Origin of the sequence: Murinocardiopsis flavida, from assembly GCF_003014485.1 — a bacterium.
Lineage (GTDB): Bacteria > Actinomycetota > Actinomycetes > Streptosporangiales > Streptosporangiaceae > Murinocardiopsis > Murinocardiopsis flavida.
This window is the reverse complement of sequence record NZ_PYGA01000006.1, coordinates 39,495-62,286: the sequence shown is the minus strand read 5'-3', so window position 1 is coordinate 62,286 and position 22,792 is coordinate 39,495. Positions and strand designations below refer to the sequence as shown.

At 71.1% G+C, this 22,792-nt stretch carries 18 protein-coding genes and 3 pseudogenes; 12 read left to right on the top strand and 9 right to left on the bottom strand.

Annotated elements, in window-relative coordinates; genetic code table 11:
* Positions 1-77: 77 nt before the first annotated feature.
* Positions 78-848 carry a TetR/AcrR family transcriptional regulator gene (locus CLV63_RS10455; protein ID WP_245928711.1) on the top strand — a complete coding sequence of 257 codons (771 nt, stop codon included), beginning with the start codon at positions 78-80 and terminating at the stop codon, positions 846-848.
* Between the two features lie 239 nt (positions 849-1,087).
* Here CLV63_RS10455 and CLV63_RS10450 read toward each other — a convergent pair whose 3' ends face one another.
* Complete coding sequence (locus CLV63_RS10450) at positions 1,088-1,579, bottom strand: carboxymuconolactone decarboxylase family protein (RefSeq protein ID WP_106582759.1); 492 nt, start codon at positions 1,577-1,579, stop codon at positions 1,088-1,090.
* Positions 1,580-1,608: 29 nt separating this feature from the next.
* On the opposite strand from CLV63_RS10450, the gene CLV63_RS34510 reads away from it, so the two are divergent.
* Positions 1,609-2,367, top strand: a complete 759-nt coding sequence (locus CLV63_RS34510) for an aminotransferase class I/II-fold pyridoxal phosphate-dependent enzyme (RefSeq protein ID WP_245928710.1) — start codon at positions 1,609-1,611, stop codon at positions 2,365-2,367.
* A complete protein-coding gene (locus CLV63_RS34505) occupies positions 2,364-3,065 on the top strand; it encodes an aminotransferase class I/II-fold pyridoxal phosphate-dependent enzyme (RefSeq protein ID WP_245928709.1) in 702 nt (233 codons plus the stop codon). The genes CLV63_RS34510 and CLV63_RS34505 overlap by 4 nt, the downstream gene beginning before the upstream one ends.
* A gap of 192 nt (positions 3,066-3,257) precedes the next feature.
* On the opposite strand, the gene CLV63_RS10440 is transcribed toward CLV63_RS34505, so the two are convergent.
* Positions 3,258-3,638 carry an RNA polymerase-binding protein RbpA gene (locus tag CLV63_RS10440; RefSeq protein ID WP_106582758.1) on the bottom strand — a complete coding sequence of 127 codons (381 nt, stop codon included), beginning with the start codon at positions 3,636-3,638 and terminating at the stop codon, positions 3,258-3,260.
* Between the two features lie 454 nt (positions 3,639-4,092).
* Here CLV63_RS10440 and CLV63_RS10435 point away from each other — a divergent pair, with 454 nt between their 5' ends.
* On the top strand, positions 4,093-4,575 hold the full coding sequence (locus CLV63_RS10435; protein WP_146165543.1) for a hypothetical protein: 483 nt from the start codon (positions 4,093-4,095) through the stop codon (positions 4,573-4,575).
* 82 nt (positions 4,576-4,657) lie between these two features.
* On the opposite strand, the gene CLV63_RS10430 is transcribed toward CLV63_RS10435, so the two are convergent.
* Entirely contained in the window at positions 4,658-5,062 is a 405-nt protein-coding gene (locus CLV63_RS10430; RefSeq protein WP_106582756.1) for a hypothetical protein, read from the bottom strand.
* Positions 5,063-5,311: 249 nt separating this feature from the next.
* Between CLV63_RS10430 and CLV63_RS10425 the strand changes: the two genes are divergently transcribed.
* Positions 5,312-6,757 (top strand): S28 family serine protease, encoded by a 1,446-nt coding sequence (locus CLV63_RS10425; RefSeq protein ID WP_245928708.1) that lies wholly within the window; start codon positions 5,312-5,314, stop codon positions 6,755-6,757.
* Positions 6,758-6,879: 122 nt separating this feature from the next.
* On the opposite strand, the gene CLV63_RS10420 is transcribed toward CLV63_RS10425, so the two are convergent.
* Both CLV63_RS10420 and CLV63_RS10415 read right to left on the bottom strand, forming a co-directional pair.
* A complete protein-coding gene (locus tag CLV63_RS10420) occupies positions 6,880-8,259 on the bottom strand; it encodes an MFS transporter (RefSeq protein WP_106582755.1) in 1,380 nt (459 codons plus the stop codon).
* Between the two features lie 94 nt (positions 8,260-8,353).
* Positions 8,354-9,133, bottom strand: a pseudogene (locus CLV63_RS10415) (glycerophosphodiester phosphodiesterase family protein); the annotation flags it as partial.
* Positions 9,134-9,246: 113 nt separating this feature from the next.
* On the opposite strand from CLV63_RS10415, the gene CLV63_RS10410 reads away from it, so the two are divergent.
* Positions 9,247-9,837, top strand: coding sequence for a hypothetical protein (locus CLV63_RS10410; RefSeq protein ID WP_106582754.1), 591 nt, complete (start codon positions 9,247-9,249; stop codon positions 9,835-9,837).
* A 319-nt stretch (positions 9,838-10,156) separates the two neighbouring features.
* Here CLV63_RS10410 and CLV63_RS10405 read toward each other — a convergent pair whose 3' ends face one another.
* A complete protein-coding gene (locus CLV63_RS10405; RefSeq protein ID WP_170134196.1) occupies positions 10,157-10,834 on the bottom strand; it encodes a winged helix-turn-helix transcriptional regulator in 678 nt (225 codons plus the stop codon).
* Positions 10,835-10,883: 49 nt separating this feature from the next.
* Between CLV63_RS10405 and CLV63_RS10400 the strand changes: the two genes are divergently transcribed.
* From CLV63_RS10400 to CLV63_RS10380, 5 genes and pseudogenes are all read left to right on the top strand, one after another.
* Complete coding sequence (locus CLV63_RS10400) at positions 10,884-11,303, top strand: DUF1761 domain-containing protein (RefSeq protein WP_106582753.1); 420 nt, start codon at positions 10,884-10,886, stop codon at positions 11,301-11,303.
* A gap of 28 nt (positions 11,304-11,331) precedes the next feature.
* Positions 11,332-11,437, top strand: a pseudogene (locus CLV63_RS10395) (IS481 family transposase); the annotation flags it as partial.
* A 698-nt stretch (positions 11,438-12,135) separates the two neighbouring features.
* The gene (locus CLV63_RS10390) at positions 12,136-12,429 is read left to right on the top strand and encodes an Rv3235 family protein (RefSeq protein ID WP_106582752.1); all 294 of its coding nucleotides are present in this window, start codon (positions 12,136-12,138) and stop codon (positions 12,427-12,429) included.
* 511 nt (positions 12,430-12,940) lie between these two features.
* Entirely contained in the window at positions 12,941-14,578 is a 1,638-nt protein-coding gene (locus tag CLV63_RS10385) for a glycosyltransferase family 2 protein (protein ID WP_245928707.1), read from the top strand.
* A gap of 338 nt (positions 14,579-14,916) precedes the next feature.
* Positions 14,917-16,209: pseudogene (locus tag CLV63_RS10380) on the top strand (glycoside hydrolase family 10 protein); the annotation flags it as partial.
* 133 nt (positions 16,210-16,342) lie between these two features.
* Here the strand turns inward: CLV63_RS10380 and CLV63_RS10375 are convergent.
* The 3 genes from CLV63_RS10375 to aroQ all read right to left on the bottom strand — a co-directional run bounded on the left by CLV63_RS10375 (position 16,343) and on the right by aroQ (position 20,232).
* Positions 16,343-17,464, bottom strand: a complete 1,122-nt coding sequence (locus CLV63_RS10375; RefSeq protein WP_106582751.1) for a S1 family peptidase — start codon at positions 17,462-17,464, stop codon at positions 16,343-16,345.
* A 1,012-nt stretch (positions 17,465-18,476) separates the two neighbouring features.
* Complete coding sequence (pstS, locus tag CLV63_RS10370; protein WP_106582750.1) at positions 18,477-19,589, bottom strand: phosphate ABC transporter substrate-binding protein PstS; 1,113 nt, start codon at positions 19,587-19,589, stop codon at positions 18,477-18,479.
* 178 nt (positions 19,590-19,767) lie between these two features.
* Positions 19,768-20,232, bottom strand: a complete 465-nt coding sequence (gene aroQ, locus CLV63_RS10365) for a type II 3-dehydroquinate dehydratase (RefSeq protein WP_245928706.1) — start codon at positions 20,230-20,232, stop codon at positions 19,768-19,770.
* A 326-nt stretch (positions 20,233-20,558) separates the two neighbouring features.
* Between aroQ and glgX the strand changes: the two genes are divergently transcribed.
* Positions 20,559-22,742, top strand: a complete 2,184-nt coding sequence (gene glgX, locus CLV63_RS10360; RefSeq protein WP_106582748.1) for a glycogen debranching protein GlgX — start codon at positions 20,559-20,561, stop codon at positions 22,740-22,742.
* Positions 22,743-22,792: the final 50 nt, after the last annotated feature.

The window sequence follows — 22,792 nt, the reverse complement described above, 5'->3', positions numbered from 1 at the left end:
CATATACAAACGAGGCCGTGCCGTTCCTGCGCCGCTCCGGCGCGGCATCGAGGCACACGCCGGGGTAGCTTGCAGTCATGGTCGAGGACGACGTGCCCGCTGGGCTGGGACGACTATGGCGACTGCCGGTGGGCGGGCGGCTCGGCCGCCCCGCCGAACTCGACGTCGAGCGCGTCGTGCGCACGGCCGTCGACCTCGCCCGCCGCGACGGGCTGGGAGGCGTGACCCTGGCGAAGGTCGCCAAGGAACTGGGCTACACGCCCATGTCGCTGTACCGGCACGTGGGGTCGAAGGACGAGCTGTTCGTCCTCATGGGCGACTTCGCCTACGGCGCCGCTCCCGCGCTCGACGCGGTCCCCGGCGGGTGGCGCGAAGGGCTGCGGCAATGGGCGATCGCCATGCGGGCGATGTACGCGGAGCAGCCCTGGCTGACCGTCCTGCCGGTGTCCGGGCCGCCGAGCGGGCCGAACGCGGTGGACTGGATGGACGCGTGCCTGCGCGTCCTCCGCGACACCGGGCTCGGCTGGGGGGAGAAGGTCGGTATCCAGACCGTCCTGTCGGGATACGTGCGCCACATGGCGCTGATGGCGCAGCACTTCACCGAGGGCATCCGCGACGCGGGTCTGGAGCAGGCGCAGGTGGAGCAGGACTACGGCAGGGCGCTCGCGAAGCTCGTCGACCCGGGGCGGTTCCCCGACGCGGCGATGCTGTTCGCCTCCGACCTCTTCGAGTCGCCCTCGCAGCACGCCGGCGACGGCCCGCTGGACGAGGAGTTCGACTTCGGCCTCGCGCTGATCCTCGACGGCATCGCGGCCGAGATCGAGCGCCCCACCCGCGACCCGGCGTAGCGCCGCGGCGGGTCGACGCGCGAGCCGCTGCGCCGGCCGGCGTGTGAGGCGCCCGAGGTGCGGACATGGGCGGGGCCCGCGGCCGGTCGGCCGCGGGCCCCCGCTGCGCGATACTCCGCGACGCGCGCAGTATGGGACTGCGGAGCTCCCGGTGGTGCGAAAGCGGGCACAAAGCACCCACCCCCGGACGCGGCACCGCCGGTCACTGCGGACAGGACCGGCGGGAAGACTCCGGACACCTAGTGTCGGGGCCTCGGGTGGTGGTTTCCCGGGGTGGCGCGGGCGGTGATCATCGCGCGGTTCCACGAGTTGATCACCGCGACGAGCCAGATCAGGGCGGCCAGTTCCGTCTCGTCGAAGTGCTCGGCCGCCTCCTCGTACACCTCATCGGGGACGCCGTCCTCGGCGATCAGGGTGGCGGCCTCGGTGAGCGCCAGGGCGGCCCGCTCGCGCGCGGTGAAGAACGGTGTCTCCCGCCACGCGCTCAGCGCATAGAGGCGTTGCGGGGTCTCGCCCAGCGCCTCGGCGTCGATGGTGTGCATGTCGATGCAGTAGGCGCAGCCGTTGATCTGGGAGGCGCGGATCTTGACCAGTTCCTCCAGCGACGGTTCCAACCCGAGGTCGGCGACCGCCTTCGCGAAGGCCCGCATCGCCCGGTAGACGGACGCGGAGTGTTTTCCCAGCTCGATGCGTGACGGGACGGAAACGGTTTCGGCTTGCCTGGTGTTCATGATCTTGAGCCTAGGAGAGGATTGGCGGAGTGCTATGGTCCAATTCCATGCGCCGCGACTGGACCAAATCGGGGTTGGACCTCCACCTCGACCTCGACTCCGAGCCACGCGGGCGCCGTGTCGCGCTGGAGCAGGCGCTGAGGCGGGCCGTCCGCGACGGCAGGCTCGCCCCCGGCGTCCGACTCCCCGCCACGCGCGTGCTGGCGGCCGATCTCGCGGTCTCCCGCGGCACCGTGACGGCGGCCTACGAGCAGCTCGTCGCCGAGGGGTACCTGGCGGCACGCCGAGGCGCCGGGACCGTGGTCGCCGCGGTCCCCGCCGCGCATCGAGACGGGCTGCCAGCGGGGGAGGGGGCGCACACCCCGCAGGGCCCGCGCCACGACCTGCGCCCCGGTCGGCCCGACGTCACCTCGTTCCCCGTCGAGGAGTGGCTGCGCGCCGCGCGCCGGGTCCTGCCGCGCACCGAGGCGGCGGCCTTCGCCATCGGCGACCCCCGCGGCCATCCGGCACTGCGCGCGGCGCTCGCCGAGTACCTGGGCCGCACCCGCGGTGTCGTCGCCGACCCCGGGACGATCGTCGTCACCTCCGGCTTCATGCAGGCGATCGGCCTGCTCAGCGGCGTCCTCGCCGACGCGGGCTGTACGGCGGTGGCGATGGAGGACCCGTGCGTGCCGATACACCGCGAGGCCGTGCGGCGGGCGGGGCCGCGCGTCGTCCCGCTGCCCGTCGACGGGCAGCGGGACGACGCGCGGCCCCTCCGGTACCGGACGGCGCGGGCGGCGCCGTGATCACCCCCGCGCACCAGTCGGTGCTGGGGTCTGTGCTCTCACCCGCACGGCGGCGCGCCTTCATCGACTGGGCGTGCACGGGGTCCGGGCTGCTCATCGAGGACGACTACGACGGCGAGTTCCGCTACGGCAGGCAGCCGGTGGGCGCGTTGCAGGCCATGGCCCCGGAGAACGTCGCCTACCTCGGCTCGGTGTCGAAGACGCTGGGGCCCGCCCTGCGGCTGGGCTGGATGGTGCTGCCGCGGCGGCTGGTGGAACCTGTGTCCGAGGCCAAGTACTACGCCGACGTGCAGACGGAGGTCATCGGCCAGTTGGTGCTGGCCGAACTGATCCGCACGCACGCCTACGACCGGCATGTGCGCGCCCGGCGGTTGCGCTACCGGAGCCGGCGCGACGAGCTGCTGCGCCGACTGGCGTGCGAGGCGCCCGAGGTGCGGGCGCGCGGCGCCGCAGCGGGGCTGCACATCACCTTGGAACTGCCGCCGGGCGGCGCACCGGCAGGCGAACTGCGCGCCATCGCGGCGGCGCACGGCCTGGCACTGCTGGACTTGGGCCGGTCGTGGCACGTCGCCGATCCCGCCCGGCCGGTCAGCGTCATGGTGGGCTATGCGACCCCGGCCGACCACGCCTACAGTGCGGCACTCGACGCGCTGTGCGCCACGCTGCGCGCGGCGGTGTCCGGCGGCAAGGCGTCGTGAGCCACAGCGCGCATTGGCGGACGTGCGCGGGGCGGATTCCGCGGGTGGGATGGCGTGAGCCACGTGGGATCGCGCGGACGTGCGCGGGGTGGTTGCCGCCGGCAGCGCGTGGTGAGTCTGGTCGGGGGGTGCGGGCATGGGTGGGGCCCGCGGCCGGTCGGCCGCGGGCCCCGAAGTGCCGGTGCCGGGTGCTCAGACGGTCTGGCGCTGCCTGGCGACGCGCATGTGCTCCTGCTCTTCCTTGCGGCGCGCGCGCAGCAGCGCGAGGCGCTCGGCGAGAACCTCTTCGAGGTCCTCGACGCTGCGGCGTTCGAGCAGCATGTCCCAGTGGGTGCGCGCGGGCTTGCCCTTCTTCTCCTCCGGCTGGCGGCCGTCGACCATCAGCGCGCTGTCGCCGCAGAAGCGGCATTCCCAGCTCGACGGGATCTCGGCCTCAGTCGCGAATGTAATGGAGAAGCGATGACCCCGCGGGCAGTCGTAGGTCACCTCTTGGCGCGGGGCCAGGTCGGTGTTGCGGTCGTTCTCGTAGCTCGTTGCCCCGAGTCGTGTTCCGCGAAGTGCTCGCTCGGCCATCGTGTACGTGCCTCCAGGCGCTCTTGCGGTCTCGTGGGTGTAACGCGTCGTTCCGTGTCAAGATTCCCCGGACGTCGGTAATCCAACCGTGCGGCGATGTTCGACCGCCGTTGACCGGATCGTGCACCGCCGCCGCGTTCACCGCATTCTGCCGCCCCTGCCCCGGGGGAGGGAAGCCGAATCGGCGCAGGTAAAGACGTCATTGTCAAAGTTTTGCCCGAACGGGGTGGAGTCCGTCGACATCCCGCCCTTGATGCCTGTCCACCGGACGCGGGTCGGAAACATCCCGGCGGTACGGTACCGGTCCGGCGCGCCCCGGGTCCCGGATACGCCGCGGTCCGGGTGCCGGATACGCCGCGGTCCGGTCGGGCACTGGCCCGGGGGCGGCGCCCGTGGGACGCTACGGGTGCGGGACCCGGCCCCCGGGGTCCCCTCCCCGGAGGCAGCGGTGTCGTTGAGTTCCCCGGTAGGGCGGTCCGACGCCGTGGCCCAGATCCTCGCCCTCAGCGGGACCGTGCTCGCGGTGTGCTGGACGCTGGCGGCCGCGGCCGCGTCGTACAGCGGTGCGTCGCCGCTCGTGCCGGCGGTGTTCTCGCTCCTGATCAGCCACGTCGTCTTCGCGATGCCGCTGGTACTGCTGTGCGCCCTGAAGAGGGACCTCGAAGACGAGATCGTCTACGTGGCGGCCTGCTCGTGCGTCCCGGGCCTCGGCTTCGGGTTCCTCCTGACGCTCGCGGCCGATCCCCAGTGGTGGCAGAACGGCGTCGTGAACCTGCTCCTGCTGACCTTCATCTTCGGGGTGCCGGCCTGCTTGGCGGGGGTCCCCCTCACCCTGCTGGCCGTCCTGCCGCGCTGGCCCCGGTGGTGGCTCCGCACGTCCTCGCTGGCTCCGCTGCTGCCGGGAGCGGTGATCGTCGCGGGCGTCGCGGCGTCCTGACCGGCACGGATGTTCCTCGGTGCCGCGGCGCGCGAGAGGGCGCCCCGAACTGTGCGGGGCGCCCATCGGCCGGGTGCTCCGGTCAGCCGGCCTTGCAGTTGAAGCAGTTGCTGATGAACAGCTCTTCGCCGTCGAGCAGGCCGACGAACTCGCCGGGCAGCCCGTAGTCGTCGGATTCCTGCTTCGCGATGCGCACCGGGTCGAGCGTGGCGGTGAGACTGAGCTTCTCGTCGTCCTTGCCGGTCCCCGTGCAGGTGACCACGACGTCGCCGGTGTTCTCGGCGTCGTGCGCGCAGTCGAGCTTGCCGTCGACCGGGTGGCCGTTCTGCTCGAACGCCTCCTCGGCCTCGGGGCGGAGCAAGGCGGCGCTGAGATCGCCGGTCACGCCGCGAAGCTCGGTCACCTCCTTCTCGCCGCACCCGCTCAGCGACAGCAGTCCGGTCAGTGCCGCGGCGGCCGCCGCCGCGGATCCGATTCGAGCCCTCATCGGCGTCATCTCCCTGAAATCGAGATCACTGCGGCCCATTCGCTCAATATCGCCCAGAGAGGGTGTTTCCCGGAGGTTCGGCGCGACTGTGTCTCGCCAAGGATCGACATCTTCGGGCAAATCACCGAAACCGGCGGTGCCGCAGCGGTAGGGCTTGACTCGCAGCGGGCGGATACGGAGGATCCCGTTCATCCGGAGGCGCGGACCGCGCGCCACTGGGTCCGTTCCCACACCCCGGAGGTACCTGGGTTGGACCACCCGACTTTCCCCCTGGCGGCGTTCCGTACCGCCGCACTGTCGCTCCTCACCGCGTCGATCCTGGCGCTCCCGACCGCCATGGCCGCCCCCGTGGCCGCGGCCCCGGCGCAGCCCGACGACATCCGCGACCGCCTCACCGAGATCCCCGGCCTGACCGTCGTCGAGGAGAAGCCCACCGAACCCGGCTTCCGCTATTTCGTGCTCGCCTACACCCAGCCCGCCGACCACGACGACCCCGATGGCGGCTCGTTCGAGCAGCGGCTCACCCTGCTGCACCGCGGCTTCGACCGCCCGACCGTGTTGCAGACCAGCGGCTACGGCGTGGGCACCACACCGAGCAGGTCCGAACCCACCCGGCTGGTCGACGGCAACCAGGTCTCCACCGAGCAGCGCTTCTTCGGGCCGTCGCGCCCCGACCCGACCGACTGGGACGACCTCGACATCGAACAGGCGGCGGCCGACCACCACCGCATCGTCGACGCCATCGACGCGATCTACACCGGGGCGTGGCTCTCCACCGGCGGCTCCAAAGGCGGCATGACCTCGGTGTACCACCGCCGCTTCTACCCGGACGACGTCAACGGCACGGTCGCCTACGTCGCACCGCACGACAACATCGACCGCGAGGACCGCGCCTACATCGACTTCTTCGACACCGTGGGCGACGACCCGGCGTGCCAGCAGGACCTGGAGGCCGTGCAGCGCACCGCGCTGGAGCGCCGCGGCGAACTCGTGGACCACTACGAGGGGCTCGCCGCCGACAACGGCTGGACCTTCGACCGGACCATCGGCAGCTCCGACCGCGCCTTCGAGATGCTGGTGCTCGACACCGCCTACATCTTCTGGCAGTACACGGGCATGGCCGGCTGCGGTGAGGTCCCGGCCGCCGACGCGCCCACCGCCGAGATCGCGGCCTTCCTCGACAACGCCGTGGGCTTCGAGCCCTACACCGACCAGGGCACCCTGCCCTACGTCCCGTACTACTACCAGGCCGTCAACCAGCTCGGCACGCCCAGCGTGCCCACAAGTCACCTCAAGGGCCTGCTCCGGTACAAGGGCCTGTACCAGGCGCGCAGCTACCTGCCCGACGAGCTGGCCGATGTCCGGCACGACAACCGCGCCATGCCCGACATCGACCGGTGGGTGCGCAAGAGCGGCACCGAGATGCTGTTCGTGGACGGCGAGTACGACCCGTGGTCGGCCGAGCCCTTCACCCCGGGGTCCGCGCCGGGCCAGGACTCCCACCGCTATGTCGCCCCCGGCGGCACTCACGGTTCGACCATCGCCGCGCTGTCGGGCCCCGACCGCGAGGCCGCAACCGCGACGGTCCGGCGGTGGGCCGGACTCGACGGCGGTGCCGCGGCACTGCGCGACGCACGGATCCCCGCGCTCGACGGGACCGAGCCGGAGTGGGTGACGCACCGGCGCCCCTTGTAGCACGGGTGCCCTTGTAGCGACGGCTCCCTGGTCGCAACGGTGCCGTTGTAGCGGCGGTGCCCTTGCGGCAACGGCGGGGCCCCGGGACGCTCAGGCGTCCCGGGGCCCCGCCGCGGCAGGGTTCAGATCCGCGCCGGCACCGGGTTGCCGGCGCGGGCGATCGCCTTGGGGATGTTCACCGCCGCCAGGATGACGAACCCGAGCACGAAGAACACCAGCAGCGACAGGATGGCCAGCCGGTAGTCGTCGCCCGTGGCGTCCAGCACGACGCCCACGGTGAGCGCGCCGAGGAACGCCGACCCCTTGTCGCTGATCTCGTACAGCCCGAAGTACTCCGCCTCCTTGCCCGGCGGGATCAGATGGCTGAACATCGAGCGCGAGAGCGCCTGAGTGCCGCCCAGCACGATGGCGATGAAGAACCCGAGGATGTAGAACTGCACCGCCGACCCCGGCTGGACCAACTGGGCTGCGCCCACGACCATGCACCACACGACCAGGCTCGCGAGGATGGTCCGCTTGGTGCCGAACCGGCGGGCCAGCATCCCCAGCAGCAGCGCCCCGCCGACCGCCACGAGCTGCACCATCAGGATGGTGCCGATCTGCACGGTCTGGTCGAGGTCGAGCGCCTGGTCGGCGAATGTCGAGGCGAACGCGATCACGGTCTGGATACCGTCGTTGAAGAGGATGTAGCCGAGCAGGAACAGCAGGGTGCCCGGATAGGCGGGGAGCCCCTTCAGGGTGCGGCCGAGTTGGCGGAAGCTCGCCCGCACCGCGCGTCCCCCGGACTGCGGCGCATCGGGGGTGCCCGCGCGGCGCCGGTCGCGCAGCCGCGCCAGCGGGATCAGGGCGAACAGCGCCCACCACACCCCGGCCGACGCCATGCAGATGCGCACGGCATGGCCCTCGTCGAGGCCGAAGTTCTCGTGCTGGAGGTAGAGCACGAGGTTCAGCAGCAGGAGCGTGAAACCGCCCCCGTAGCCGGTGGCCCAGCCGCGCGACGACACCTTGTCGCGGTCGTCCGGCGCGGCGATCTCCGGGAGGAACGCGTTGTAGACCACGATCGAGGCGCCGAACGCCAGGTTGGCGACGACGAACAGGCCGGCGCCGAGCAGGTAGCCGTCGCCCTGGACGAAGTACAGCCCGGTGGTCGTCACCGCCCCGATGTAGGCCAGCGCGCCCATGAGGGCGCGCTTGCGCCCGGTGTGGTCGGCCAGGGCGCCGATCGCCGGGAGCAGCACGATCTGGAGCAGCACCGACAGCGAGGTGGCGTAGGGGTACAGCGAGGTCGCCGACATCGACCAGCCCAGGACGCTGATCCGCCCGTCGGCGTCGGCACCGGCCTGCGCCACCGTGGTCAGGTAGGGGCCGATGAAGACGGTGACGACCGAGGTGACGAACACCGAGTTCGCCCAGTCGTACATGTACCAGGCGCGCCGTTCGGCGGGCGAGGCCGGGTCGCCGGCCTCTGGCGGCGCGCCCGCGGCCGGGGGAGGGGTGGGCATGGCGTGGGGGTCTCTTCTCAGCGGGGGAGGCGGTGTCCGGGACGCCGGGTGCGGACGTTCCGGGTGTCCGCGTGCCGGACGTGGACGTATTGTGCCAGTCGCCCCGCTCGGTGAGGACGCTGCGCAGGCCGAGCACGTTGTCGGTGACGATGCCGTCGACCCCCGCGTCGAGCAGCCGCCCCATGACCCCGGTGTCGTTGACGGTCCACACGTGCACCTGCATCCCCAACCGGTGGGCGGTGGTGATGAGGTCCCTGCTGAGCAGGGGGAAACCGTGGTGGGTCGGCGGGATCTGCGCGCACGCCACCCCGCGGCGTGCGAGCGGGCGCAGTGCCGCCGAGAGCGACGCCAGGCGCAGCCGCGCGACGTCGACCGGCCCGCACGAGGTCGCCACCGGGTGGTCGAAGCCGCGCCGCGCCCGCTCCAGCCGCCCCTGGTCGAAGGAGCCCACGCACACCCGGTCCCACGCGCGGGTGCGGCGCAGTACCCCTTGCAGCGGGCCGATCGCGCCGTCGGACTTGAGGTCGATGTTGAACCGCGCCTCGGGCCAGGAGCCGAGCAGGTCCTCAAGGACGGGGACGGGTTCGCTGCCGCCGACCCGGGCGCGAGCGACCTCGGCGTAGGGCAGGTCGGCGATGGCGCCGGAGCGGTCGGTGGCGCGGTCGAGCGTGGGGTCGTGGAACGCGAGGAGGACACCGTCGGCGGTGGCGTGCACGTCGGTCTCCAGGTAGCGGTACCCGAGGCCGATCGCGTTCCCGAACGCGGTCGCGGTGTTCTCCAGTTCGGTGCGCACCCGCCCGGCGGCATCGGTGACCCAACCGCCCCGGTGGGCCAGTGCGACGGGGGCGGGCGAGTCGAGGTATGCAGGAGTCACAACCGCAGTATGCCGGGCCGCGCGCGTACTGCGGCGTCCGGCGGGCCGGACAGGGAGCAGGACAAGGAGCCGGACAGGGATCTGGGCATGGGGCCGGGCAGGGGAGGACGCCGATGCTGTTCACAAGCGAAGTGCTGACGGGGATCGCGGAGGGCCGGGTCACCCTGGCCTTCCGCAGGTGGGACCGGCCGCGGATCGCGGCGGGCGCGCGCATGCGAACAGCAGTGGGGGTTCTTGAGGTCGACGCCGTCGAGGCGGTCGACCCGGCGGAGGTCGGCGATGCCGACGCACTGGCCGCGGGCGCGCCGTCGGCCGCCGCACTGCTCGCCGGGCTGCGTCGGCATGGGGGGACGCTGTACCGCATCCGGCTCCATTACGCGGGCCCCGACCCGCGGACGGCACTGCGGTCCGACACCGGCCTTGACGGCGCGGCACTGGACGACGTCCTCGCGCGCCTCGCCCGACTGGACCGGGCGGCGGGACCGGAGGGCCCGTGGACCGCGGCGCTGCTCCGCGCCATCGCCGAGCGCCCGGCGCTGCGGGCCGCCGACCTGGCGGCGGCGCTGGGCTGCGAGCGCGACCGGCTCAAACGCCGGGTGCGCCGGTTGAAGGACCTCGGCCTGACGGAGAGCCTCGGCACCGGCTACCGCATCTCCCCACGCGGAACCGCGCTCCTGCAACGCATCGACACCACTCCCCGCTGACCTTTACGGATTCGGGCCTCTGAACCTCGACCATTCGCGAGCATTCGCGAGCATTCGCGACAGGCGCTTGGGCTTTTGGGGTGCCGGATAGGGCGCCGCCGGAAAGAACGCCGGATTGGGCGCTGGCTAGGTGTTGCGGGTCAGGACGTTGTTGACGTTGCTTGACTTGCGGGGCACTCGACGTCGACAGGAGCGTGTGGCTCGGCATCGGTCGCTGGCTTTTGGTCATGCGGGTGGCAGCGGAGCGCTGCCGGTGACCACGAGCCAGCCGAGGACAGGGATGCTTGCATCCGCGGCAGCCTGCGCTTCTCCGTGGTCGTCAGTCGCCGTTAGTCAGCGGAGTCAAATTCGCACGAACAGGGCCGAACGCGGTTCGGAGAACGTTCGAGTCGCCCCGGAACTCGCCCGCGGCGACCGCCTGCTCGATGCTGATCGCTCCAGCGGCTAGAGCAACGACCACGTCGGGAGTGGCAGTGAATACTGAGGCCGGATCCCGATCGGGCACGAATGCGCTCGGGCCGTCTTCGTCGACCCTCAGGGCCATGAGGAAACCGTCCGTCTCGATGCCGAGCTCGACGGGAGGAGAGGCGGTCGCGCCTCGGAGGAGGGCAGGCAGCGCCAGGGTCAGCCAGCGCGGCTGAAAGACGTCGTTGCCCTGGCCGGTCGCCAGCAGCGGCGCGCCCCACCGGCCGAGCCCTTCCATCGGCTCTCGCAGCCCCGCTCCCCACGGTGTGAGGGCGTAGACGACGCCCGCGTCCTCGAGACGACGCTCGACGATCCCGTTCGCCTCCATGGTCTTCAGCCGCGCGGACAGGAGGTTCGTCGCGATGCTCTTGAGCGAGGTCTTCAGCTCGGTGTAGCGCATCGGACCCGGCAGCAGCTCGCGCACGATGAGCAGCGTCCACCGGTCGCCTACGACGTCCAGCGAGCGCGCGAGGGCGCAGAACTGCCCATAGGAGCGCGAACCCTTGACCTTTTGGTTGACTTTTTCCACCATGCTTGATGATATCAAGCAAACGGAGAGAGTGTCGAGCAGAGGAGATTCCGTGGAGCTGAGCATCAGTTGGCCGGCCGTCGTGGCCGCGATCGCGGTCGGAATGGCGATCGCCTGGGTCTGGTACAGCGACTGGGGGCTGGCCGGCGGCGTCTGGCGGAAGCTGACCGGGGTGACCAAGGAGGACTCTGCGAGAGGCGGCAAGGGTCCGTTCGTGGTCCTGGTGGCGTCGATCGTCGTCACCGCACTGGCTCTCGCAGCCGCCAGTTCCATCGCGTCCGGCTTCTTCGGCACCGACTCCTTCTGGGTCGCCCTGGCGGTTGGACTCGTGGCGTGGCTCGGCTTCTCGCTGTCGACCCTGGCGCAGCACAACGGCTTCGAGCAAAAGCCTGGTCAGCTCACTGTGATCAACAGTGCCTATCAGCTCGTGCTGTTCCTGGGCATGGCGGTCCCAATCGGGTTGCTGGAGTAGCAGCGCGCACAGGCAGAGCACAAGAACCATGGGACATCGCAATGCCCCCCCTGAGCCCCGAGGGCCGACGTCGCCTCATCGAGCACTGCAAGACCCGCCCGATCGCGCACGTCGCAGCCGAAATGGGAATAGCCGGTGCCTCCGGTTGCATTCCAGGATTCCGGTGGAAAAGGACGGCACCAATAGCGACCGGACTCGGGGGAGGGGGCTCCTTTTCTCTTGATCTTGAGAAAAGTGTTCCCTCACCCGTAGATGGACTTTCGGTTTTCGGGTCGGTCCGTCCGCTGAGCGGCCTTGTTACCGGTCCGCGTGCGGGCGGTCAGTGGTTAGAAGCAGCACCAACGGCGGGCGGGAGCCTGGGCCTCGGCGGGGTCGCGCCGGGTGCGCGGTGGGGAACAACGGCACCGACGGCGTGTGGGGGTCTGGTCTCGGCGGGGTCGCGCCGGTTACTGGGGTCGGTCCGTCTGCTAGGCCCGGCCGTCGGTTGTCACGTGGGTTGCGGGTGGGTCGCTATTAGGGGATTGGGGCGGGTGGTTACCGGGCTGCGGAAAGACGAGGTTCGGGAAGGGCGGCAGGTCGGCGTGGCCGCTTCCGGTTCTGGAGGGGAATCCCGGTGGTCGGCTGGCAGGTGCGGGCACGGTCGGCCTCCTTCATCCGGTAAGCGGGTGATCCGTCCCGCCTCGTCCACCGAAGGGACATCCGGATGCCCGCCGCCTCGCCCCACGTTCATGACCCGTCCTCGCCGCACGTTCACGATCCGTCCTCCCCCTCTCGCGCGGGGTGTGGGCGGCCCGCCCGGGTGCGGTCGCACCGGTCGGAGCGGGCGGCTCAATTGAAGCGGCTCACGCAGCTCGTCGCAGAAGTACTGGTCGGGCAGCGCGATCCGGCGCAGTTGCGCGAGTTCATGAGTCCCCGCGCGTATGCGGCCCTCGTGCGGCGGGCGGGGGTGTACCACTCGGCGGCGAGCCCGCAGGTCCGCATCGTCCTCGGCTGCCCTGAGCCGGGGGTGAGTGAGGTCGGCGCGGTGGTCGACTGCGGCGGACGCTGCCGGGCGCTGGCGCTGCGGGTCTCCTTCGGTGGTGTGGTCCCGCTCTGCACGCACCTGGAGACCGACGTGCGGCACTGAGTACTGCCGGTGACCACTGCCTTGCGGGCGCCGCGCATCGCTTCCGCACGCAGTTCCACGTGCAGTTCCGTACGCAGGTCCACGTGCGGGTTCGCACCCAGCTCCGCACGCAGTTCCGCACACCGGGCCGCGTGCGGGTTCGAGTGCACTTCTGCGTGCGGGTTCGCGCGCCAATTGCGCTTGTACGGGGCCGGGGCCGCTCTCGGTTGAGTCGGTGCGGGGCGGGCAGTGTGCGGGTCCGGGAGGTGGTCGCGGTGAAGTGGGTGTGGGTGGTCCTAGTCGCGGTCGCCGTCGCGATCGTGGTCAGCGTCATCGTGCTCGTCGATGACATCCGGCTGTTCTTCAAGCGCCGCAGGGGTTGAGCGACAGATGGCGGGTCCCTGTACCGCGACACCCCATATGAGCCGTGGATTCGGACGTCAAATCGACAAACCCTGGCTATAGTAACTCTGTGCAATCTTTTGAGTACACAGGGTCACTTGCCGACGGTGTCTCGCACGTCGTCCCACCAGTGCCCGCGCGACGGGCCGACACCCGGATCTACCGCAACGACTACAGCGCGCTGACACCGCCCGAGCTGGGCCGCTGGGAACCCGACCTGACCGTCAGCGTCATCATCGCCGCGCGCGGCGGGCAGCACGCCTTGGACCTCGCCCTCGCGGCACTCGCCGAGCAGACCTACCCCGCGGAACTCCTCGACGTCGTGGTGGTCGACGACCACTCCGCCCCCGCGCTGCGGCTGCCCACGCTGCGCCCCCGGCGCTGCCGGATCGAACGGGCCCCCGACGGCGGCCGCGGCACCGGCCACGCGCGCGCCTACGGCGCGCACATCACCTCCGGCGACATCATCTGCTGGCTCGACTCCGACATGGTCACCGACCGGCACCACATCGAGGCTCACGCCCGCTGGCAGCACGTCCACCCCGACTGCGTGAGCCTCGGACGGGTGCGCTTCGCGCGGCGCGGCCCCGAAGACCCCGCCGAGCTCGCCGTCCTCGCCCGCTCCGGCCGGCTCGGCACGACCTTCGCCGACGCGCCCGGGCACGAGTGGGTCGAGCGCGTCCTCACCCGCAGCGAGGACCTCAAGGCAGCCGACCACCTGGGCTTCCAGGCGTACGTGGGATCCAGCGCCGCCGTGCGCCGCAGCCTGTACGAGGCGGTGGGCGGCGTGAACCCGGCCCTCGACCTCGGCCAAGACACCGAGTTCGGGTACCGGCTGTGGCAGGCCGGCGGGGTGTTCGTGCCCGAGCGGCAGGCCCAGGGCTGGCACGTCGGCGACGCCACCCCCGCGCGCACCCGCATCCCCTCCGACCGGTTCCGCAGCACCGTCCTGACCGCGCCGATGCCCCATCCGCGCACCTACCGCGAGCGCACCCCGCACAGGATGTGGCGGGTCCCCCTGGTCCAGGCGGTGGTGGACGTCGCGGGGGCGCGCTTCGAGACGGTCCGCGCCTGCGTGGACCGCCTCCTCACCGGCGCCGAGCGCGACCTCGCCGTCACCCTCGTCGGCGACTGGGACGGCTGCGCGGCGAGCGGCACCGAGGACGACTCGTGGTTGGAACTCCGGCTCATCCAGGCCGGGTACCTGGCCGACGCGCGGGTCGGATTCGAGACCGTCCGGCCCCGGACCGGGTTCCCCTCGCCCTACCTGCTGGAGGTCCCGGTGCTGCGCGGTGTCGGCACCGACACGGTCGCCCGGCTGGCGGCCCGCGCCGAGCGCGCCAAGGCGGGGCTCACCGAGCTCACCCCGGAACGGGGGGACGACGACGCCCCGGGCGGGCTGCGGTTGTGGCGGACCCGCGCACTGGCGCGCGCACTGCGCGCGGCCGAGCCCGGTGAGGACATCGCCGCGCTGGTGGGGCGGTTGCACGGGACCTACCGGCTGCGCGCGGCAGAGGAGGACCTGGTGGACCTGCGGTCGATGTCGGCGGAGGAGTTGCAGACCGCGCCGTGGCCGCCGCCCGAGCCGGGACGCCCCGTTCCCCGGGTGCGCACGGGGTCGAGCCCGCGAAGGGCGCCGAGAGGGCGGACGGGCAGCACGCCGGCCGTGCGGCGCACGCCGCGGACCCGCCGCGGCACCGTCCTCGCCCTCCTATTCGCCCCGCTGCGCTTCGTGCTGCGCCCCCTCGCACGGCTCCTGCGGCGCTGACGGCGCACGACCGCCACCCGCGAACCTGACCTCCGCGCCCCCGCCAGCCATCCCACCCAGCCCCATCCACCCAGGTCACCTGGGGCCGGGTTTCGGTGGTTCAGGACCGGCGGGAAATCTCCAGCGTGGTGTTTCGTGCCGCCGGGTGCTTCGCAGCCGCGGCGGCAGCCAACCCGCTGTCGGAGGGAATTCCTTGACCGCACCGTGTTCCGGCGGTATGCGGAACCTTTCCCGAAGGGATATTGCATTCACGGGTGATTCTGTGAAAATTTCCTTCTAACGAGGCTCACGTTCCCCCTCATCACCTTCCTGGCCCCGTTACTTGGGAGGCGTATCCGTTGAGCAGCACCCACCCCGACCCCCACGGCCCTCCGGCCGCCGCCCGCCGCGCCCGTCCGGCGCGCGACACCTTCGCGCTGCTGCGTACCGCTGCCGTCGGTGCCGCCGCGCTGCTCGTCGGGACCATCCTCGCGGCCCCGGCCGACGCGGCACCCGACCCCAAGCCCTGCCCGAACCCCGGCGCGAGCGACACCACCGCCATGCGGGCGACCTGGATCTCCAGCGTCCAGAACATCGACTGGCCCAGCGAACCGGGGCTTACCCCCGCGGCCCAGAAGCGGGAGTTGCAGACCCTGTACGACGAGGCGGTCGGCTACGGCCTCAACGCGGTGTTCGTCCAGATCCGCCCCACCGCCGACGCGTTCTGGCCGTCCGAGCACGAGCCGTGGTCCGAATGGCTCACCGGCACTCAGGGCACCGACCCCGGCTACGACCCTCTGGAGTTCGCCGTCGCCGAGGCGCACAAGCGCGGCCTGGAGTTCCACGGCTGGTTCAACCTCTACCGGGTCGCGATGCACACCGACCCCGGGCGGCTGGTCGAGGACCACCCCGCGCGCCGCAACCCCGACTGGGTGTTCGCCTACGGCGGGAAGCTCTACTACAACCCGGGGATTCCCGAGGTCCGGAGCTTCGTCCAGGACGCGATGATGGACGCGGTCGAGAACTACGACATGGACGGCGTCCATTTCGACGACTACTTCTACCCCTACCCGGTGGAGGGCCAGGTGGTCCCCGACGAGGACACCTTCGCCGAGTTCGGCGGCGATTTCGACGACATCGGCGACTGGCGGCGCGACAACGTCAACCTGCTGGTCGAGGAAATGGGCGAGCGGATCCACGAGGCAAAGCCCGACGTCGACTTCGGCATCAGCCCGTTCGGCATCTGGCGCAATGCCGCCAGCGACCCCGACGGCTCCGACACCAGCGGCTTCGAGTCCTACGACGGGATCTACGCCGACTCCCGCACCTGGGTGAAGGAGGGGTGGGTCGACTACATCAACCCCCAGGTCTATTGGGAGATCGGCCACCCGGCGGCCGACTACGCCGCGCTGGTGCCCTGGTGGGCCGGCGTGGTCGAGGACACCGATGTGGAGCTCTACATCGGGCAGGCCGCCTACAAGGTCGGCAACGCGGGGGCGTGGAGCGACCCCGGCGAGCTGAGCGGCCACCTCACCTTCAACCGGGATCACCCCCAGGTCGACGGCGACGTGTTCTTCAGCGCGAACTCCCTGCGCACCAACGCCGCCGAGGCGATCAGGCAGGTGACGGAGGACCACTACGCCGCCCCGGCCCGCGGCTCCCAGGGCTGCCGGCCCGGCGACTGACGTGCGGCGGGCGGGACCGGTCCTGCCGGTCCCGCCCGCCCACCCGTGCCGGCGCGGTGCGGGTCAGCGCCGTGCGCGGGGTCGGAGACGGTGCGCGGGATCAGACGGTGCGCAGTGTCAGGCTGTAGCGCGACAGGATCGGGTTGAGCGGCTGGAAGTAGGTCTCACCCTGGCCGCCGCTGCATCCGAGTCGGCCGCCGGAGGTGACGCCCTGCGCCTGGTCGCCGGTGATCCAGGACCCGCCGGAGTCGCCCCGGTCGGCGCACGCGGTGGTGCGCGTCAGGCCGTAGACGATCTGGCCGCCGCCGTAGTTCACGGTCTGGTTCTTGGAGACGACGGTGCCGCAGCGCCACCCGGTGGTGGAACCGGAGCGGCAGATGGACGAGCCGTTGCCGGCCTCGCTGGAGCCGCGCACCGCGACGCGCCCGCCGCTGTAGTTGTTGACGTAGGGGGTGGGCGTGTCGGCGGAGGTGGTGCGCACCCACGCCATGTCGGTGTTGGGGAAGTGCGACGCCGCGACGGTCCCGGTGGGGCTGGTCGTGCGCGCCCCGGTGGCGCCGCAGTGCCCGGCGGTCACGAATCCGCCGGTGACGCTGAAGCCCACGGAGCACCGGCCGCTGCCGATGTAGTAGGCGTTGCCGCCGACGATGTCGGCGTAGGTGACCGGGGCCTTCGTGGTCTCCTTGATCGTCACGTCGCTCGCGTCGACGCCCGCTTTGGCGACCATTGCCTCGGCGCTCTTGGTCGCGCCCTTGAGCACGGTGACGACCACGGTGTCCTTGGCGAGGTCGGTGTGCCAGCCGGTCACGCGCTCCGCGGCCTTGACCTTGTTCAGGTCGGCCACGATGGCGTCGAGGGCGGCTTCGCCGTTGTCGACGACACGGGCCTCGGCCCCGGCGTCCTCGACCGCGGGGACGGACCCGGCGTCGGTGACGGAGACGGTGAGGGCACCGCTGTCGATGTCGAACACGGCGCCGCCGAAGTCCGAGCCGAGGCGCTTGGCGAGGGTCCGCTCAGTGGCGCGGGCTTGCTCCTGGAGGTCGAGCAGGTCGGTCGCCTCGGCCTTGGTCAATCCGAGGTCGCGCTGCATGGCGGGCAGTTGCGCAGTGGTGGGCTTCTCGGAGTCGGCGTTCGCGGTGGCGGCCATCGGAGCGGTGGCGACGACCAGGCCGAGGGCGATCAGCGTTCCGCCGAGCGCACGGGAAATAGGGGATCTACTCATTGCCGTCCCTTTCTTCGGGCGAATGAGAAGGGGGAACGCGTGAACACGGTTGTGCACGCGCGATTTCGGGCAGGGAGATTCCTTTATGGGGAGGGTCCTGCTCCGGGCTCCACTGGATTCCCAGCGAGCAGTTCCAGACGATAATCCATCGGGCCGATTCGGAATAGGCCTGAATTTCTGGATCAATTCATGTCGGCGACGGCGGGCGCTCGATGGGGCGTCACGCAATGTCATTGTTGATCACTGCTCGGAGGTGAAACGCGACGTGGATGTCGCCGCGTGAGGTGTTCACGATGTCGCGTCTCGTTAATTTGCAGCGATTGCAAGACCCAGGGATGGCCAGAAGCGGACATTTTGGCGATCTTGATCGGGGAGGCGTGATTTTTTCGGCGTCGCGCTCATTTCCTCTGGTGAGGTCGGGCAGAGGTGCCGCCGCCGGCGGAGTGTCACGCGGGTGCGCCGCCGATGATCGAAAGCGGAATTCCGCGTCCGCACGCGGGGTGTGTCGAAAAGCGTGCGGTTTTCATTCCTGGGAGAATTCCCAGGGGCAATTCATGGGGGAGCGGCCTGCGCGAAGTCGCAGGGGATTCGGAATGCGCGGGCGCCGGCAGCGTCCCAGAAGGGCAGGAACAGCCGGATTCGCGTTGCCCGGGACGCGGCGCGTCCCTGCCGGGGTGCTCCGCGCGGAGCAGAGGAGAGGCCGGGCAGCGAGGGGCGGGGCCGGCACCGTCGCGGGCCGGTGCGGCGCCGCCGCGCATGCCACGGATAGTCCCGGGCCCGGCCCGCCAATGCGGCCGGTGAGGGAAGACAGCGGCCGAGGGGAGGGGTAGGCCGGGACCCGGGATGTAATGAGAATGTCACACACGGTGGTTAATTGCAGGGGCGATGCTGGAAAACGTGTCCGACCTGACACTTCCCGTCGCCCCGTCGCCCCGTCGCCCCGTCGCCCCGTCGCCCCGTCGCCCCGTCGCCCCGCCGGTCCTCCGCCCCGCTGACGGCGGGACGTGCGGCGCTACTTGGCCGCGCCGATCGCCTCGACCGAGCGCAGCAGTGTCGCGCGGAACTCCTTCGCCAGCGGCGCCGACCCGGTCTCGTCCGACGCGGCCTGCTGCCCTTCGTCGCTGAGCACGTAGCGCAGGAAGCCCTTCACGCTCCGCGCCTCGGCGGTGTCGGCGTACTCCAGGCAGGCCACCTCGTAGCTGATCAGCACGATGGGGTAGGCGCCCTTCTCGGCCGTGCCGTAGTCGAGCTCCAGCGCGTGGTCGTGCTCGGTGTTGCCCTTGCGCTCGGGGGATCCGGCGACGACCGCCGCCGCGGCTTCGGGGGACGCCCCCACGAACTTGTCGCCCACGCCCACCTTGACCGTGGACATCGACCCCACGTGGGAGGACTCAACGTAGCCGATCGTCCCGGACCCGGTCTCGACCGCCTGGGCGACACCGCTGTTGCCCTGGGCCGACTCCGCCGGCGGGACCGGCCACTGCCCTTCCGGTTCGTGCGGCCAGGAGTCGCCCGCCGCTGTGGCGAGGTAGTCGGTGAAGTTCTCGGTGGTGCCCGACTCGTCCGAGCGCGACACGGGCGCGATGCGCTGGTCGGGCAGTTCGGCGTCCGGGTTGTCCTCGGCGATCGCCGGGTCGTTCCACTTCTCGATGTCGCCGTTGAACACCTTGGCGATCGTGTCGGGTGCCATGTTCAGCGAGTCGACGCCCTTGAGATGGAACACCACCTCGATGGGCACCACGTAGCCGGGGATGTTGATCGCGTCCGACCCCGTGCAGCGCGGCCGGGCGTCCTTGAGCTCATCGGGGTCCAGCGCGGCGTCGGACCCCGCGAACGCCACCGCGCCGTCGATGAACTGGCTGCGGCCGCCCCCTGAGCCGATCGCGTCGTAGAACACCTGGGAGTCGGTGCACGCGGTCTGGTACCCGGCGATCCAGGTCTGCATCGCGTTCTCCTGCGCGCTGGACCCGGAGCCGGACACGTTGCCGCCGACGCATTCGAGGTCGGGCGGGACGGGGACGGCGTCGTGGCCGCGCACCGCGTCGTCGCTGCCGCACCCCGCGGTCAGGGCCAGGGCTCCGGCCAGCGCCGCAGCGGACAGGCTCCGGTAGGTCGAGCGCTGCACGTTGGCTTGCTCCTCCTTGCGAGACGCCGGGTGCGCCAGTGCGGGCACGGGCGTTCGACGGTGGTCGGGTGTGGTGAACGGTGCACGGACACCGTCGAAGAACCTAACAACTGGCGGACGTCACGTGAACCGGGGGTGTCGCAGTGCGGGGTCCGGGCGCGTCGCGGCGGCGCCGGGGTCAGCGCGTCCCGGCCGCGCGCAGGAGCACCCCGCGCAGCGCCAGATCGTAGCCGTCGACGCCGAATCCGGAGATGTAGCCCTGCGCGACCGGCGCGATGACCGATCTGTGCCGGAACTCCTCGCGGGCGTGCACATTGGAGATGTGGATCTCGACACACGGCACGTCGACCGCGTCGACGGCGTCGCGCAGCGCGATGCTGTAGTGCGCGAACGCGCCGGGGTTGAGGACGATCCCCGCCATCGACCGCGCGGCGTGCACCTGCTCCACGAGGACACCCTCGTGGTTGCTCTGCGCGCACACCACATCGGCGCCCAAGTCCGCGCCGAGGTTGGTGACCCGCTTCTCGATGTCGGCCAGCGTGGTGGTGCCGTACTGGGCGGGGTCGCGCTCGCCGAGCAGGTTGAGGTTGGGCCCGTGCAGGAGCAGGACTGCGGGGCGCGGGGCGGCGGCTGCGGCGGACAACGCGGACGACCTCTCGGACGGGCGGATTCGGGCCGGTGGATTCGGGCGGGTGGATTCGGGCGGGTGGATTCGGGCGGGTGGTTCTCGGCGGGCGGATTCGGGTGAGTGGTATTCGGCGGATGGATTCGCGCCGGTTGTTTTCGGCTGTGCCCCAAAGCCTAGCCAGGACATGGGCGGGGACACGCCGTTGCGCGAACCTCTGCCACGGTCAGGGCCGGGGCTCTAGGCTGAATCATCGATCCCCGTGCCCGCCCGGGACACGCACCCTTTTCCGGGCGCCGGGCCGAACGGGCCGCGGATCGCCGTCACAACTAAGGAGCACGACCTTGCGACCCTGGCTGGGTGCCCCCTATCCGCTCGGCGCCACCTACGACGGTGGGGGCACCAACTTCGCCCTGTACTCACAGGCCGCCGAGCACGTCGAGTTGTGCCTGTTCGACGATCAGGGGCAGGAGGAGCGCATCCGGCTGCCCGACGTCCGCGGCTTCGTGCACCACGGGTACCTGCCCGGGGTGGGGCCGGGCCAGCTCTACGGGTTCCGGGTGCACGGGCCCGACGACCCGGCGAACGGGCTGCGCTGCAATCCGTCCAAGCTGCTCATCGACCCCTACGCCAAGGCGGTGTCGGGCGACGTCGAATGGTCGGAGGCGCTGTTCGGCTACAAGTTCGCGGCCCACGGCAAGGCCAACAACGACGACTCCGCGCCCTACGTCCCCCGCTCGGTGGTGATCAACCCGTTCTTCGACTGGGGCGACGACCGCCACCCGCGCACGCCCTACAACGAGAGCGTCATCTACGAGGCGCACGTGCGCGGCCTGACGATGCGCCACCCCGGCGTCCCCGAGGAGCTGCGCGGCACCTACGCCGGCCTGGCCTACCCCACGGTGGTGGAGCACCTCAAGGAGCTCGGGGTGACCGCCGTCGAGCTGATGCCGGTCCACCAGTTCCTGCACGACCACGCCCTCGTCGCGCGCGGGCTGCGCAACTACTGGGGCTACAACACCATCGGGTTCTTCGCCCCGCACGAGGAGTACGCCGCCTACCGGGGCCGCGGCAACCAGGTCCAGGAGTTCAAGACGATGGTCCGCACCCTGCACGAGGCGGGGATCGAGGTCGTCCTGGACGTGGTGTACAACCACACCGCCGAGGGCAACCACCTGGGCCCGGTGCTGTCCATGCGCGGCATCGACAACGCGTCGTACTACCGCCTGGTCGACGACGACCCCCGCTACTACATGGACTACACCGGCACCGGCAACAGCCTCAACGCCCGCGACCCCCACTCGTTGCAGCTCATCATGGACTCGCTGCGGTACTGGGTGCTGGAGATGCACGTCGACGGGTTCCGCTTCGACCTCGCCTCGGCGCTGGCGCGCGAGTTCTACGACGTCGACCGGCTCAGCGCGTTCTTCGACATCATCCAGCAGGACCCGGTGATCTCCCGGGTGAAGCTCATCGCCGAGCCGTGGGACATCGGCCCCGGCGGCTACCAGGTCGGCAACTTCCCGACGCTGTGGACCGAGTGGAACGGCAAGTACCGCGACACCGTCCGCGACTTCTGGCGCGGCCAGCCGGCGACATTGGGCGAGTTCGCGTCGCGCATCACCGGCTCGTCGGAGCTGTACCAGGACGACGGCCGCCGCCCGTTCGCCTCCATCAACTTCGTCACGGCGCACGACGGGTTCACACTCACCGACCTGGTGTCCTACAACGGCAAGCACAACGACGCCAACGGCGAGGACGGCCACGACGGCTCCGACGACAACCGGTCCTGGAACTGCGGCGTCGAAGGGCCCACCGACGACCCCGCCGTCCTCGCCCTGCGCACCCGGCAGCGCCGCAACATCCTCGCCACGCTGATGCTCAGCCAGGGGGTGCCGATGCTGCTGCACGGCGACGAGATGGGCCGCACCCAGAACGGCAACAACAACGTCTACTGCCAGGACAACGAACTGTCGTGGGTCGACTGGTCGCTCGCCGAGGACAACGCCGACCTGGTGGCGTTCACCAGGGCGATCATCGCGCTGCGCCACGAGCACCCCATCTTCCGCCGCACCCGCTTCTTCGCCGGCGGGCCCATCAGATCGGGCGACGAACTTAGGGACATCGCCTGGTTCACGCCCGACGGGTCCGAGATGACCCGGGAGAACTGGGAGGACGCGTTCGGCCGGGCGATCGTGGTGTTCCTCAACGGCGACGGCATCACCGACCTCGACACTCGGGGGGAGCGCATCAGCGACGACTCCTTCCTGCTCTGCTTCAACGCCCACGACGGCGATGTCGTCGTCACCACGCCGGGCACCGACTACGGGGAGCAGTGGTCGGTCGCCGTCGACACCGCCACCGGCGAGGTGTACCCCGGCAACGGCGCTGCGGCGCACGGCGCGCCCGGCGCCGGCGACACGCCCGCGGGGCCGCGCACTGTCAAGGCCGACGAGACCATCACGCTCGCGGCGCGCTCGCTGCTGCTGCTGCACCGCGTCGGCCCCGTCCCCGGCAGCGGCGGATGACGCCGGATGACGGTGGATTAGCGGGTGCCCATCGGGGCACGTGATCCCCC